A 13,900-nucleotide genomic window follows, 5' to 3' on the forward strand; every position below is an offset into this window, starting at 1 on the left:
CGGCCGATGCCCCCATCGGCAAGGCTTCCCACTGGCCCGTGGACCGGCTACGGCCCTGCTCCGTAGCGTCGACGGCATGAGAAACGAGACCAGGGGAACCCTCGAACTGACCCTCGCCATGGTGCTCTCCGGCACCCTCGGCGTCTTCGTCGTCGAGTCCGGCGCGTCGCCGTTCGTGGTGGTGTTCTTCCGCTGCCTCTTCGGGGCGCTCGCGCTCGGCGTCTACAGCCTGGCCCGCGGCTTCTTCACCGGGCACGGCCTCACCCCGAAGAAGTTCGCTCTCGCCGCGCTGGGCGGCGCGCTGATCGTCTTCAACTGGGTGTTCCTCTTCGAGGCGTACGAGGCCACCTCCATCTCCCTGGCCACCGTCGTCTACCACACCCAGCCGTTCTTCCTCGTGCTGTTCGGGGCGCTGGTGCTGAGGGAGCGGATCGCGGCGACGAAGGCGGGCTGGCTGGTGGTCGCCTTCGCCGGGCTCGTCCTCGTCTCCGGGGTGCGCCCCGGCGACACCGCCTCCCTCGCCGGGCTCGGCTACGCGCTGGCCGCCGCCGTGCTCTACGCCCTGTCCACCCTGGTCACCAAGCGGATCACCGGCGTCCGCCCGCATCTGGTCGCCCTCGTCCAGGTCACCACCGGCATCCCGCTGCTGCTGCCCTTCGCCGACTTCGGCGAGGTGGCGGGCCTCGGTGCCGGCTGGGGCTGGCTCGCCGGGCTCGGGCTGGTCCACACCGGTGTGATGTACGTCCTGATGTACGCGGCCTACCAGAAGCTGCCCATGGCGAAGATCGCCGTCCTCGCCTTCACCTACCCGGCCGTCGCCATGCTCGTCGACTGGCTGGTCTACGGGCACCACATCGGTCTCGTCCAGGCGCTCGGCGTCCCGCTGATCGTGCTCGCCAGCCTCAAGGTGACTCTTGGACGAGCCGCCGCGCCTGCTCCACGAACAGCCGCACGTGCTCCGGCAGACGCTTCCCCCGCCGCCACGCGATCTGTGTGAAGAGGGTGAACGGCGGCTCCCAGTCCAGCCGCACCAGCGCCCCGGACGCCAGTTCCTCGCGGACGGCGATCCGGGGCAGCAGGGCGATCCCGAGCCCCGCGGCCACGCCCCGCTTGGTCGCCTCGATCGTGCCGTACTCCGTGAAGGAGGGCCGGTGGGCGGCGAGCTCGGCCTCGAACAGGTCCCGGTAGGGACAGCCCGGCTCCGTACCGACCAGGCCCGCCGCCGCCAGATCGCCCGTGGTGAGCCCGGCCCGCCCGGTCAGCGGATGACCCGGCCCGGCGACCAGGACCAGCGGCTCCTCGGTCAGGACCTCGCTCTCCAGGCCCTCGTGCTCGGTCTCCGGCTCCATCAGGAACCCCAGGTCGTACGTCCCCTGGCGCAGCGCCTGCCGGGTCGCGTCGCCCAGCGTCGGGCGCAGCGCGAGCCGCACCCCGGGATAGCGGTGGTGGAAGAGTTCGAGCAGCGGCGGCAGCCGGTAGGAGGTGAGCGACTCCATGGTGCCCACGGCGATCGACCCGGCGGGCTCGCCGCCCGCCGCCACCGCCGCCCTGGCCTCCTCAGTCAGGGCGATGATCTGGCGGGCGTACGGAAGCAGCCGCTCACCGGCCTCGGTGAGCCGGATGCGGGAGCCGAGGCGTTCGAAGAGCTCGGTGCCGAGCGAGGACTCCAGGGCGCGGATCTGGCCGGTGACGCTGGACTGGGCGTACGCGAGCTCGGCGGCGGCCCGGGTGAAGGACAGGACCGTGGCGACCTTCTCGAAGGTGACCAGCAGCCGCAGCTCCATCACTGGTCCTTGTCGCCGTCCTGCTCGCGCTTCTTCAGCTCCTCCTCGCGGCGGCGCAGGTCGGCCTCCCAGTCCTTCAGGAGCGACTCGTCCTTGGCGTTCTCCTCGCGGAGCGACTTCAGGAACTCGGGGTTGTCGTCGGGGGCCACCCACTCGTGGCGGTGGTTGCGGTGCCATTCGCTGGGGGTGCGGCCTCCGGCCGGTGCCTTGCGCATCTTGCCGGCGGCGAACCAGACGATCGGCCCGACGATCCAGAACAGCAGGATGATGATGACCCAGACGACCTTCGGCAGGTGCTTGACCTCGTCCTCGGGGGTGTTGAGGCAGTCGATCAGCGAGTAGATGACCAGCGCCAGCGGCAGGATGAACATCAGTGCCCTGAGCATGTGGGACGGCCCCCTGAGTGCGATGGCGGGCCGGTCGAAGCGGCCCCGGTGAGGCTTCCAGGTTATCGGGTGACCGATACTTGCCCCTATGGCTTACGACGATCTCCGCTCGCTGCTCAGGGCGCTGGAGCGCGAAGGCGACCTCAAGCGCATCAAGGCCGAAGTCGATCCGTACCTGGAGGTCGGGGAGATCGTCGACCGGGTGAACAAGGCAGGAGGGCCCGCGCTTCTCTTCGAGAACGTGAAGGGCTCCGCGATGCCGCTCGCGATGAACGTGTTCGGCACGGACCGGCGGCTCCTCAAGGCGCTCGGCCTGAAGTCGTACGGGGAGATCAGCGAGAAGATCGGCGGGCTCCTCAAGCCCGAGCTCCCGCAGGGCTTCGTCGGCGTCCGGGAGGCCTTCGGCAAGCTGGGTTCGATGGTCCACGTGCCGCCGAAGAAGGTGAAGGACGCCCCCGTGCAGGAGGTGGTCCTGACCGGCGACGACGTCGACCTCGACCGGCTGCCCGCGCTCTTCACCTGGCCGAAGGACGGCGGCTCCTTCTTCAACCTGGGCCTCACCCACACCAAGCACCCGGAGACCGGCGTGCGGAACCTGGGGCTCTACCGGCTCCAGCGGCACGACAAGCGCACCATCGGCATGCACTGGCAGATCCACAAGGACAGCCGGAACCACTACGCGGTCGCCGCCGAGCGCGGCGAGCGGCTGCCGGTCGCGATCGCCTTCGGCTGCCCGCCGGCCGTCACGTACGCCTCCACCGCCCCGCTGCCCGGCGACATCGACGAGTACCTCTTCGCCGGCTTCGTGCAGGGCAAGCGGATCGAGATGGTCGACTGCAAGACCGTCCCGCTCCAGGTCCCGGCGAACGCCGAGGTCGTCATCGAGGGGTGGCTGGAGCCGGGCGAGATGCTGCCGGAGGGCCCCTTCGGCGACCACACCGGCTTCTACACCCCGCAGGAACCGTTCCCCGCGCTGAAGATCGACTGCGTCACCATGCGGAAGCGCCCGCTGCTCCAGTCGATCGTGGTCGGACGGCCGCCGACCGAGGACGGGCCGCTGGGGCGGGCGACGGAGCGGTTCTTCCTGCCGCTCCTCAAGATCATCGTGCCGGACATCGTGGACTACCACCTGCCGGAGTCCGGCGGCTTCCACAACTGCGCGATCGTCTCGATCGACAAGAAGTACCCGAAGCACGCGCAGAAGGTCATGCACGCCATCTGGGGCGCCCACATGATGTCGCTGACCAAGCTGATCGTCGTGGTCGACAAGGACTGCGACGTGCACGACCTGCACGAGGTGGCCTGGCGTGCCCTCGGCAACACCGACTACGCCCGTGACCTGACGGTCGTCGAGGGACCGGTGGACCACCTGGACCACGCCTCGTACCAGCAGTTCTGGGGCGGCAAGGCCGGCATCGACGCCACGAAGAAGCTGCCCGAGGAGGGCTACACCCGGGACGGCGGCTGGCCGGACATGGTCGAGTCGGACCCGGCGACGGCGGCGCTCGTGGACCGTCGCTGGAAGGAGTACGGACTGTGACCACGGCCGCGGTGCCCGGCGCGCGGCCGGGCCGCACGAAAGCCTTCCTGCGCCTCGTCATGATCGAGCACTCGGTCTTCGCGCTGCCCTTCGCGTACATCGCCGCGCTCACCGCGATGTACGAGGAGGACCGCAGCGTCCACTGGTGGACGCTGCTGCTCGTCACCGTGTGCATGGTGGGGCTGCGGACCTTCGCGATGGCGGTCAACCGGATCATCGACCGGGAGATCGACGCCCGCAATCCCCGGACGGCCCAGCGCGAGCTGGTCACCGGGGCGATGTCGGTGCGGCACGCCTGGGTCGGGGCGCTGGTGGCGCTGGTGGTGTTCCTCGGGGCGGCGGCGCTGCTCAACCCGTTGTGCCTGGCGCTGGCGCCGGTCGCGGTGGTGCCGATGGTGGTCTATCCGTACGGCAAGCGGTTCACGAACTTCCCGCAGGCCATCCTGGGGCTCGCCCAGGCGATGGGGCCGGTCGGCGGCTGGCTCGCGGTCTCGGGGGCCTGGTCGTGGGACGCGGTCGTGCTCGGTCTCGCGGTCGGCGTGTGGATCGGCGGCTTCGACCTCATCTACGCCTGCCAGGACGTCGACAGCGACCGGGAGACCGGGGTCGGTTCGGTGCCGGCCCGCTTCGGCGTGCCGGCGGCCGTGTGGGGGGCGCGGGTCTGCCACGTGGTCACGACGGCCCTGCTCGTCTGGTACGCGCTGCTCACGGACGCGGGCGCGTTCTTCTGGGTGGGTCTGGTGATCGTGGCGGCGGCGTTCTGCTACGAGCACACGATCGTGCGGCCGGGCGACCTGTCGCGGCTGAACCGCGCGTTCTTCACGGTGAACGGCTTCATCGGCATCGCGCTCTTCGTGTGCGCCCTGCTCGACCTGCTGGTCCGCGGGCTCACCCCGTAGGGGTCCGGATAGGCTCGTCGGCGTGGAGCCGGTACAGAAACAGCAGCGTCGTCCCTGGGTGGTCGGGGTGTCCGGGGCGTCCGGGACGCCGTACGCCGCCTCCGTGCTGCGGGGGCTGCTCGCCGCGGGGGAGAGCGTCGACCTCGTCGTGTCGCGGGCCTCGCGGCTGACGCTGCTCGACGAGACGGGGGTCTCCTTCCGGGACGCGCACTGGCGCGAGGACCTGGCGACCTGGCTGGCGCGGGGCGCCGACGGGAAGCCGGACACCTTCGCGGTGGACCCGGAGCGGCTGGCCGACGTGCGGTACTGGGCGGCGGGTGACCTGGCCGCGGGGCCGTCCTCGGGCTCGTACCCGGTCAAGGGGATGCTGATCGTGCCGGCGTCGACGGCCGCCGTGGCGGGGGTCGCGCTCGGTCTGTCGAAGGACCTGTTGCAGCGGGCCGCGAGCGTGATGCTGAAGGAGCGGCGGCCGCTGGTCGTCGCCGTACGGGAGACCCCGCTGAACGGGCAGACGCTTCGGCACATGGTGGCGCTGGACGAGGCGGGCGCCGTGGTGCTGCCCGCCTCTCCGGCGTTCTACGCGGGGGCGACGCACATCCAGGACCTGGTGGACTTCGTCGCCGGGCGGGTGCTCGACGCGGCAGGGGTGCCGCACGGGCTGTACCGCCGGTGGGAGGGAGAGCTCGGTGGAGCCCTGCCCCCGGCTGATTAGCGCTTCTTGGCGGCGCGCTTCTTCGCGGCGCGGCGGGAGGCGGCGGACGGCTGGTGGGCACGCGAGCGGTCGGCCATCTCCTGCAGCTCGCGCATACGGGCGTAGGCCATCTCGATCGTGTACACGGTGAACACCACTCCTGAAGATCGTCTTTGATCTGAATGAACGATTCACAGGGTGTCGGACCCTGTGTACCTTAGATTCTATACCTAAACTCGCGGTATCGCTGGACAATGGAAGGCTTCATACCTATGGACGCCGTGGACAGGCAGCTCATCCAGGCCCTGCGCGAGAACGGCCGCGCCTCGTACGCCGAGCTCGGCCGGCTCGTCGGGCTCTCCGGGCCCTCCGTCACCGACCGCATCAACCGTCTGGAGGCGGCCGGGGTCATCACCGGCTACCGCGCCACCGTCGACGCCGCGTCCCTCGGCCTCGGCGTCACCGCCCTCATCGGCATCTCCCTCTCCGACGCCGCCGACCACGAGGACGTGGCCCGCCGGCTCAAGGACCTCGCCGAGATCGAGGACTGCTGGTTCATCGCCGGCGACGACTCGTACATGCTCAAGGTCCGCGCCACCGACGTCGACGGCCTGGAGAAGACCATCCGCCGGCTCAGCGGCACCAAGGGCGTCTCCCGGACCCGCACCACGATCGTGCTGTCCACCAAGTGGGAGAACCGGGTCGGGGATCTGCCGGAAGAGGGCTGACGAGCAGCGAGTACGGTGGTGGGGCCTGATTCACGGGGATCGACGGAGAGATACGGAAGGCGGCCGGAGATGGACGCTGGGCTCAAGCGCGAGCTGGAGCAGAAGGTGCTGGCCGGGGAGCGGCTGAGCCGCGAGGACGGCATCGCCCTCTACGACTCCGACGACCTCGCCTGGCTCGGCGGACTGGCCCACGAGGTCAGGACCCGCAAGAACGGCGACGTGGTCCACTTCAATGTCAACCGGCATCTGAACATGACCAACGTCTGCACCGCCTCCTGCGCCTACTGCTCCTTCCAGCGCAAGCCGGGCGAGAAGGACGCGTACACCATGCGCATCGAGGAGGCCGTGCGCCTCGCGAAGGCGATGGAGAACGAGAACCTCACCGAGCTGCACATCGTCAACGGGCTCCACCCCAACCTGCCCTGGCGCTACTACCCGCGCTCGCTGTCCGAGCTGAAGAAGGCGCTGCCGAACGTCTCGCTCAAGGCCTTCACCGCCACCGAGATCCACCACTTCGAGACCATCTCGGGCCTGTCGGCCTCCGAGATCCTCGACGAGCTGATCGAGGCCGGTCTGGAGTCGCTGACCGGCGGCGGCGCCGAGATCTTCGACTGGGAGGTCCGCCAGCACATCGTGGACCACCGCACCCACTGGGAGGACTGGTCCCGGATCCACCGCCTCGCGCACGAGAAGGGTCTGAAGACCCCGTGCACGATGCTCTACGGCCACATCGAGGAGCCGCGCCACCGCGTGGACCACGTGCTGCGGCTGCGCGAGCTCCAGGACGAGACCGGCGGCTTCCAGGTCTTCATCCCGCTGCGCTACCAGCACGACTTCGTGGACATGCAGGACGGCAAGGTCCGCAACACCCTCCAGGCGCGGACCCAGATGGCGACCGGCGCGGAGGCGCTGAAGACCTTCGCGGTCTCGCGGCTGCTCTTCGACAACGTCCCGCACGTCAAGGTGTTCTGGGTGATGCACGGCGTCCAGACGGCGCAGCTGGCGCTCCAGCACGGCGCGGACGACATGGACGGCTCGGTCGTCGAGTACAAGATCACGCACGACGCCGACAACTACGGCACCCCGAACAAGCTGACCCGGGACGACCTCCTGGAGCTCATCCGGGACGCCGGTTTCCGGCCGGTGGAGCGCAACACGCGCTACGAGGTGATCCGCGAGTACCCGGGCCCGGACCCGGAGCGCCGCGAGTCGCCGCAGCCGATGCGCGTCTGACGCCTCTCGTCCGGGACGCCTTCGTCCGAGACGCTTCGTCCGAGACGCCCTCCGTCCTACCGGAGCGGAAGCAGCATGATGATGTCGTCGCGGTCGTCGCCCGGGGCCACCCGGATGGCGGCCGGGACGCGTCCGACCTCCTTGTAGCCGGCCCGGGCGTAGAAGGCGTCGACGCCGGTGCCGCCGCGGCAGGTGAGCCGGATCGCCTCGATGTGCTCGAAGCCCTCGGCGCCGCGGGCCGCCGCCTCGACCGCCGCCATCAGATCCAGTCCGTACCCCTTGCCCTGGTGTCCGGGGTGCACCATCACCGTGTACAGCCACACCCAGTGCGTCATCAGGGGGTGGCTGTTGTACGTGTAGAAGGCGGTGGCGGCGACCTCGCCCTCCTCGTCGCGGCCGACCAGCAGGCGGGTGGTGCCCTCGGCCATGCCCAGCAGGTGCCTGAGCAGGGCGGGCCGGATCTCCTCCGGTGTCACGGGAGGGACGAAGCCGACGGCGCCGCCCGCGTTGGAGACGTCCGCCCACAGGGCGAGGACGCCGTCGCGCAGGGCGGTGTCGACGGCCGGATCCAGCTCGAAGGTAAGGGTCATGAAGCGAGGTTATCCATTACCTCGCCATCGGCTCAAGGGTCGGCGACCGCGTCCGGCGGGGAGCGTGCTTCACTGGAGTGACGCTTGTCCTGTACGGGAGGGACTCACATGCTTCGCTACAGCCTGCTCCGCCTCGGCATCTTCGCCGGCAGCTTCCTGGCCCTCTGGGGCCTGGTCTACCTCGGCGTGCTGCCGCGCGGCCTCGGCGACTCCAACCTGCTGTGGGTGCTCCTGCTCTCCGTCGTCGTCTCCGCGCCGCTCAGCTACGTGCTGCTGCGCAAGGAGCGCGACCAGCTGAGCGAGCGGATCGTCGAGAAGGTCGACCGGGCGAAGGGCCGCCTGGAGGCGAACCGCTCGGCCGAGGACGCCGCCTGAGCACCTCCCGCGCGCGTATAAGCAACGCGTAAGTTTCATCACAAACCCGGCACCCCGGGCAGGAGCTTCGAAGGCTCCCGCCTGGGGTGTTCTGCGTTTCGGAGGTGCCGGTACGCCTCGATCCGCGAGATCACCTCAAAGAAGGGCTTTGAGGTTCTCAAAGTTCAAGTGTTAACGTGTCCGGCATGAAGACAGCAGTGCGCCTCCTCGATGCCGCGAGCACCCCGCTCGTGGCGCGCCTGCACGTCGATCTGTGCCGCTGTATGTCCGCGGTCTGTTGCCGCGCGCTCTGACCCGGCATCATGCAGCGGCCCGCGCTTTTCGCGCGAGTGTGCCGCACCCCCGTCCCGTATTTCCCGATACGCACCCGTGGAGTGTGTCTGTGTCCGCGTCCGCGCCCGCCCCCGCGCCCGTGACGAAATCTCCGTCCCGCATACCCAGGATCCCGTTCTGGGCCCAGATCGTCGCCGGTCTCGTCGTCGGCGTCCTGCTCGGCTGGCTCGCCCGCAGCCAGGACATCGGCTGGCTCCAGGAGACCCTGGCCCAGGTCGGCGGCATCTTCGTCCAGCTGCTCAAGCTGGCCGTCGCCCCGCTCGTCTTCTTCGCGATCCTGGTCTCGATCACCAACCTGCGCAAGGTCAACAACGCGGCCCGCCTGGCCGCCCAGACCCTCGTCTGGTTCATGATCACCTCGCTGATCGCGGTCGCCATCGGCCTCGCCATCGGCCTGCTCACCAACCCGGGCTCCGGCACCGGCCTGACGCCCAAGGACGGCAAGCTGCCCGAGAACAAGGGCAGCTGGATCGACTTCCTCACGGGCATCGTCCCGACGGACGTCATCACCCCGTTCACCGAGCTGAACGTCCTCCAGATCGTCTTCATGGCCGCCGTCGCCGGCATCGCCGCCCTCAAGCTCGGCGACAAGGCGCAGCCGATCCTGACCCTCTCCGAGTCGGTCCTGGAGCTGCTCCAGAAGGCCCTGTGGTGGGTCATCCGCCTGGCGCCCATCGGCACCGCCGGCCTCATCGGCAAGGCGATCGTCAACTACGGCTGGGACCTGCTCGGCAAGTACGCCACCTTCACCGCCGACGTCTACATCGGCTGCGCCCTGGTCCTCTTCGGCGTCTACCCGCTGCTCCTGGCGACCGTGGCCAAGCTCAACCCGGTCCAGTTCTACAAGGGCGCCTGGCCGGCCATCCAGCTCGCCTTCGTCTCCCGCTCCTCGGTCGGCACCATGCCGGTCACCCAGCGGGTCACCGAGCGCCTCGGCGTCCCGAAGGAGTACGCCTCCTTCTCCGTGCCGTTCGGCGCCACCACGAAGATGGACGGCTGCGCCGCGATCTACCCGGCACTCGCCGCGATCTTCATCGCGCAGATCTTCGACGTGCAGCTGGGCGTCAAGGAGTACCTGCTCATCGCCTTCGTCTCGGTCATCGGCTCGGCGGCCACCGCCGGTCTCACCGGCGCGACGGTCATGCTCACCCTGACCCTGTCCACGCTCGGCCTCCCGCTGGAGGGCGTCGGCCTGCTCATGGCGATCGACCCGATCCTCGACATGATGCGCACCGCCACCAACGTCGCCGGCCAGGCCCTGGTCCCGGTGATCGTCTCGGCCCGGGAGAAGATCCTGGACGTCGCCGCCTACGAGTCGGCGTCGGGCTCGCCGGTGGACGAGCGGGACGACGAGCGCGAGGTCGCCGTTCCGGCCGCCGCCTGACGCGTACGGCAGCCGTCCGGCCCGTACGGCACTTCGCACCCCGCTCCTCAGCGCCACCGCGCCCCGGACCGCAGCACGGTCCGGGGCGCGGTGCGTGGTGGCGCGGATCTGTCCAAAGGGCGTGCGGAGCCCTAGATTTACTCGGAAGTAAGGTTACTGACCGGTTCTCGACATCCGAGGAGCCGCACGTGCCCACCGCGTCCGAGACCCCGCCGGGCCGCCCGCCCGATCCCCGCCCCGAGCTGACCGTCGTCGACGGGACCGTCCGCGAGGTCTTCGTGCCCGCCCTCGCCCCGCCCGTCCGGAGCGGCTCACTGGCCGACCTGCCCTACGAGACCGCCCGCGCGGACCCGGCGGCCGTGCTCTTCTCCCGCAGACGGCCCGACGGCACCTGGGCCGACATCACCGCCGCCGCCTTCGCCGCCCAGGTGCACTCCGTCGCCAAGGGGCTCATCGCCCAGGGACTGCGGCCCGGCGACCGGCTCGCGCTGATGTCCCGCACCCGCTACGAGTGGACCCTGCTCGACTTCGCCGCCTGGGCCGCCGGCCTCGTCACCGTCCCCCTCTACCCGACCTCCTCCGCCTACCAGGTCCGCTGGATCCTCCAGGACTCCGGCGCCGCCGCCTGCGTCGTCGAGGACACCGCCCAGGCCCGGCTGGTCTCCACCGAACGGCGCCAGCTGCCCGCCCTCGGGCAGCTGTGGGTCCTCGACACCGGCGCCGTCGACCAGCTGCGCGCAGCCGGCGCCCGGGTGGCCGACGAGACCGTCACCGCACGGCGCGGGCTGCTCACCCCGCAGACCCTCGCCACCCTCGTCCACACCTCCGGCACGACCGGCCGCCCCAAGGGCTGCGCCCTCACCCACGGCAACTTCTTCGCCGAGGTCGACAACGCCGTCGCCCTCCTCGACCCCGTCTTCCGCTCCGTGCGCGAAGCACCCGCCTCCACCCTGCTCTTCCTGCCGCTCGCGCACGTCTTCGGCCGCATGGTCGCCATCGCCTGCCTCCGCGCCCGGGTGCGGGTCGGGCACGCCCCCTCCGTCGAGAGCGACGAACTCCTCGCCGACCTCGCCTCCTTCCGGCCCACCTTCCTGCTCGCCCTGCCCTACGTCCTGGAGAAGGTCTTCCACACCGCCCGCGCCACCGCCGAACGCACCGGCCGCGCCGCGTCCTTCGACCGCGCCGCCCGCATCGCCGAGCGGTACGGCAGGATGACCGCGCCGGGCCCCGGAGGCGAGGCCCGCCGGCCCCCGCTCGGCCTGCGCGCCGCCCGCGCCCTGTACGAGCCGCTCGTCTACCGGCGCGTCCGGGCCGCCCTCGGCGGCCGCGTCCGCCACGTCATCAGCGGCGGTTCACCGCTCGGCGCGCGCCTCGCCGAGTTCTACGCGGGCGCCGGAATCGAGGTCTACGAGGGGTACGGCCTCACCGAGACCACCGCCGCCGCCACCGTCACCCCGCTTGCCGGGCCCCGCCCCGGCACCGTCGGCCGCCCCCTGCCCGGCACCGCCGTGCGGATCGCCGCCGACGGCGAGATCTGGCTCAGGGGCGGCCACGTCTTCGCCGGCTACTGGGACGCACAGCGCGGTGCCGCCGTGCCCCACACCGACGACGGCTGGTTCCCCACCGGCGACCTCGGCACCCTCGACGACGACGGCCATCTGCGGATCACCGGCCGCAAGAAGGACATCATCGTCACCTCCGCCGGCAAGAACGTCGCCCCCGCCCCGCTGGAGGACTGGCTGCGCGCCCACCCCCTGGTCGGCCGGTGCATGGTCGTCGGCGAGGGCCGCCCGTACGTCACCGCCCTGGTCACCCTGGACCACGAGGCGCTGCTGCACTGGCGGCGGATGCGGCACAAGGACCATCTGGCGCTGTGGGAACTCGCCCGCGACGAGGACCTGCTGGCCGTGGTCCAGCGGGCCGTCGACGACGCCAACCGGCTGGTGTCCCGGGCCGAGTCGATCCGCGCCTTCCGGGTCCTCACCACCGAGTGGTCCGAGGCGGACGGGCACCTCACCCCCTCCCTCAAGCTCAGGAGGCGGGCGGTGCTGCGGGACTTCGCCCGGGAGATCGACGCGATGTACGCGGAGCGGCCGCCGCCGGGAACGTGACCCGCACGGCCAGACCGCCGCCCTCCGCCCCGGTCCGGGCCGCCGCCGTCACCGACGCCCCGTGGGCGCGGGCGATCGCGTCGACGATCGACAGACCGAGGCCCGCGCCCTCCCCGGGGCCGTGGGTGCGCTCGTGCAGGCGGCGGAACGGCTCGAAGAGCAACGGGACCGTGCCGGGCGGCAGCACGGGGCCCGTGTTCGTCACCTCGATCCCCTCCGCCCCGGTACGGATCTCCACCCGGCCGTCCGGCACGTTGTGCCGTACCCCGTTCACGAGCAGGTTGTGCAGCAGCCGGTCGAGCAGCACCGGGTCCCCGTCGACGGCCAGCGGCCCGGCCCGTACGACGACCCTCACCCCGCGCCGTTCCGCCTCGCCCGCCAGCGCGGCCGCCGTCCGCCGGGCCAGCTCGTCCACCGCCACCCGGCGCCGCTCCCTCAGCCCCTGCTCCGAGGCCGCGAGGAGCAGCAGCCCCTCGATGATCCGCTCGCTGGAGTCGGCGACCTCGATCAGCTTCGACCGGATCCGCGCCACCCGCTCCGGGGACGGCTCGCCCGCGAGGCCGATCTCCGCCGCCGCCCGCTGCACGGCCACCGGCGTGCGCAGCTCGTGCGCCGCGTTCGCCGCGAACCGCTGCTGCGCGGCGACCAGCCGTTCCATCCGCCCCAGCATGTCGTCGAAGGTGTCCGCGAGCCGCTTGAGCTCCCCGGGCGGCCCGGCGAGGGCGATCCGCTCGTGCAGGTTCTCGCCGGAGAGGCGGCGCGCCGTGTCGGTGATCACGGCGACCGGGCGCAGCACCCGGCCCGCCACCCACCACGCGACCAGCACGGACAGCAGCGCGTACACCGCGAGGACGGTCACCGACACCGTCAGCAGCCGCTCCAGGGCGGCGGACCCGGCAGCGTCGCTGACCGTCCGGGTGATCGCGAGCACCTCGCGCGGCACGGTGCCGGGCGGCAGGGGGCCGGGACTGGCGGGCACGGCGCTGGCGACATCCGTCGGCAGGGTGGGGTGCGCGCTCGGCAGGCCCTCCAGGCGCTTCGCCGGTACGGCGGTGGTGACGGCCATGCTGATGGAGGAGTAGAGCCCCTCCTTCACCAGCGTGTAGACGACACCGGTGAGCAGGACGCCGGCGAGCACCAGCAGACCGCCGTACAGCGCCGTCAGCCGGAACCGTTCGCTCCTCACGACGCGATCCGGTAGCCCGCGCCGGGGACCGTCTCCACCACCGGCGGTTCGCCCAGCTTCGCGCGCAGCTTGCTCAGCGTCACCCGGACCGCGTTGGTGCGGTAGCTGGTGTGCTCCTCCCACACCTGCTCGATCAGGTCCTCGCCGCTGACCACCGCGCCCTCGGCCCGCAGCAGCGTCTCCAGGACGCCGAACTCCTTGCGGGACAGGTGCAGGTGGCGTCCGTCCCGGCTGGCCTGGCGGCGGGCGGTGTCCAGGACGATCCCGGCCCGCTCCAGGACGGGCGGCAGCGCGGGCCGGGCGCGCCGGCCGAGGGCCAGCACCCGGGCGAGCAGTTCGTCGTACGCGAAGGGCTTGGCCAGGTAGTCGTCGGCGCCGAGCCCGAGGCCCTCCACCCGGTCCCGTACCGTGCCGGCCGCCGTCAGCATCAGCACCCGGGTCATCAACCGCTGCTCGACCACCCTTCGGCACACGTCGTCGCCGTGCATCCCGGGCAGGTCCCGGTCCAGGATGAGGACGTCGTACTCGCCGAGACCGAGCTTGCGCAGCGCCTCCAGCCCGTCGGCCGCCACGTCCACGGCCAGCGCGGCGCGGCGCAGCCCCTCGGCGATCAGCTCCGCGAGGAAGGCCTCGTCCTCCACCACCAGTACGCGCATGGCC

Annotated in this window: 15 protein-coding genes; 9 read left to right on the forward strand and 6 right to left on the reverse strand. The window is 71.3% G+C overall.

From position 1 onward, the window contains the following. Positions 1–76 precede the first annotated feature (76 nt). Complete coding sequence (locus ABD954_RS19410) at positions 77–997, forward strand: DMT family transporter (protein ID WP_345487304.1); 921 nt, start codon at positions 77–79, stop codon at positions 995–997. Here ABD954_RS19410 and ABD954_RS19415 read toward each other — a convergent pair. After that, positions 903–1,784: a LysR family transcriptional regulator gene (locus ABD954_RS19415; protein WP_345487305.1), complete on the reverse strand. Its 882-nt coding sequence runs from the start codon at positions 1,782–1,784 to the stop codon at positions 903–905. The two genes, ABD954_RS19410 and ABD954_RS19415, sit on opposite strands and share 95 nt — an antisense overlap. Continuing rightward, positions 1,784–2,170 carry a PLD nuclease N-terminal domain-containing protein gene (locus tag ABD954_RS19420; RefSeq protein ID WP_345487306.1) on the reverse strand — a complete coding sequence of 129 codons (387 nt, stop codon included), beginning with the start codon at positions 2,168–2,170 and terminating at the stop codon, positions 1,784–1,786. The genes ABD954_RS19415 and ABD954_RS19420 overlap by 1 nt, the downstream gene beginning before the upstream one ends. Before the next feature lie 88 nt (positions 2,171–2,258). Here ABD954_RS19420 and ABD954_RS19425 point away from each other — a divergent pair, with 88 nt between their 5' ends. Genes ABD954_RS19425 through ABD954_RS19435 form a run of 3 tightly spaced genes read left to right on the forward strand, consistent with a single transcriptional unit; the run spans position 2,259 to position 5,321 of the window. After that, entirely contained in the window at positions 2,259–3,710 is a 1,452-nt protein-coding gene (locus ABD954_RS19425) for a menaquinone biosynthesis decarboxylase (protein ID WP_345487307.1), read from the forward strand. Next, positions 3,707–4,609 (forward strand): menaquinone biosynthesis prenyltransferase MqnP, encoded by a 903-nt coding sequence (gene mqnP, locus ABD954_RS19430; RefSeq protein ID WP_345487308.1) that lies wholly within the window; start codon positions 3,707–3,709, stop codon positions 4,607–4,609. The genes ABD954_RS19425 and mqnP overlap by 4 nt, the downstream gene beginning before the upstream one ends. 22 nt (positions 4,610–4,631) lie before the next feature. Further along, positions 4,632–5,321, forward strand: a complete 690-nt coding sequence (locus tag ABD954_RS19435) for a UbiX family flavin prenyltransferase (RefSeq protein ID WP_345487309.1) — start codon at positions 4,632–4,634, stop codon at positions 5,319–5,321. Here the strand turns inward: ABD954_RS19435 and ABD954_RS19440 are convergent. Then, complete coding sequence (locus ABD954_RS19440) at positions 5,318–5,446, reverse strand: hypothetical protein (protein ID WP_345492653.1); 129 nt, start codon at positions 5,444–5,446, stop codon at positions 5,318–5,320. The genes ABD954_RS19435 and ABD954_RS19440 overlap by 4 nt on opposite strands. Positions 5,447–5,572: 126 nt before the next feature. Here ABD954_RS19440 and ABD954_RS19445 point away from each other — a divergent pair, with 126 nt between their 5' ends. Further along, complete coding sequence (locus ABD954_RS19445; RefSeq protein ID WP_345487310.1) at positions 5,573–6,028, forward strand: Lrp/AsnC family transcriptional regulator; 456 nt, start codon at positions 5,573–5,575, stop codon at positions 6,026–6,028. A gap of 69 nt (positions 6,029–6,097) precedes the next feature. Beyond that, positions 6,098–7,261, forward strand: coding sequence for an aminofutalosine synthase MqnE (gene mqnE, locus ABD954_RS19450; protein ID WP_345487311.1), 1,164 nt, complete (start codon positions 6,098–6,100; stop codon positions 7,259–7,261). A gap of 56 nt (positions 7,262–7,317) precedes the next feature. Here mqnE and ABD954_RS19455 read toward each other — a convergent pair whose 3' ends face one another. Next, a complete protein-coding gene (locus ABD954_RS19455) occupies positions 7,318–7,851 on the reverse strand; it encodes a GNAT family N-acetyltransferase (protein WP_345487312.1) in 534 nt (177 codons plus the stop codon). A gap of 108 nt (positions 7,852–7,959) precedes the next feature. On the opposite strand from ABD954_RS19455, the gene ABD954_RS19460 reads away from it, so the two are divergent. The 3 genes from ABD954_RS19460 to ABD954_RS19470 all read left to right on the forward strand — a co-directional run bounded on the left by ABD954_RS19460 (position 7,960) and on the right by ABD954_RS19470 (position 12,054). Next, complete coding sequence (locus ABD954_RS19460; protein WP_345487313.1) at positions 7,960–8,226, forward strand: DUF4229 domain-containing protein; 267 nt, start codon at positions 7,960–7,962, stop codon at positions 8,224–8,226. 382 nt (positions 8,227–8,608) lie between these two features. Beyond that, a complete protein-coding gene (locus ABD954_RS19465; RefSeq protein WP_345487314.1) occupies positions 8,609–9,943 on the forward strand; it encodes a dicarboxylate/amino acid:cation symporter in 1,335 nt (444 codons plus the stop codon). Between the two features lie 188 nt (positions 9,944–10,131). Then, the gene (locus tag ABD954_RS19470; RefSeq protein WP_382746028.1) at positions 10,132–12,054 is read left to right on the forward strand and encodes an AMP-dependent synthetase/ligase; all 1,923 of its coding nucleotides are present in this window, start codon (positions 10,132–10,134) and stop codon (positions 12,052–12,054) included. Here ABD954_RS19470 and ABD954_RS19475 read toward each other — a convergent pair. Both ABD954_RS19475 and ABD954_RS19480 read right to left on the reverse strand, forming a co-directional pair. After that, a complete protein-coding gene (locus tag ABD954_RS19475) occupies positions 11,975–13,240 on the reverse strand; it encodes an ATP-binding protein (RefSeq protein WP_345487315.1) in 1,266 nt (421 codons plus the stop codon). The two genes, ABD954_RS19470 and ABD954_RS19475, sit on opposite strands and share 80 nt — an antisense overlap. Beyond that, positions 13,237–13,896: a response regulator transcription factor gene (locus ABD954_RS19480; protein ID WP_345487316.1), complete on the reverse strand. Its 660-nt coding sequence runs from the start codon at positions 13,894–13,896 to the stop codon at positions 13,237–13,239. Before ABD954_RS19480 ends, ABD954_RS19475 begins: the two co-directional genes overlap by 4 nt. Positions 13,897–13,900 lie beyond the last annotated feature (4 nt).

This window comes from Streptomyces roseoviridis, assembly GCF_039535235.1.
GTDB classification, from domain to species: domain Bacteria; phylum Actinomycetota; class Actinomycetes; order Streptomycetales; family Streptomycetaceae; genus Streptomyces; species Streptomyces roseoviridis.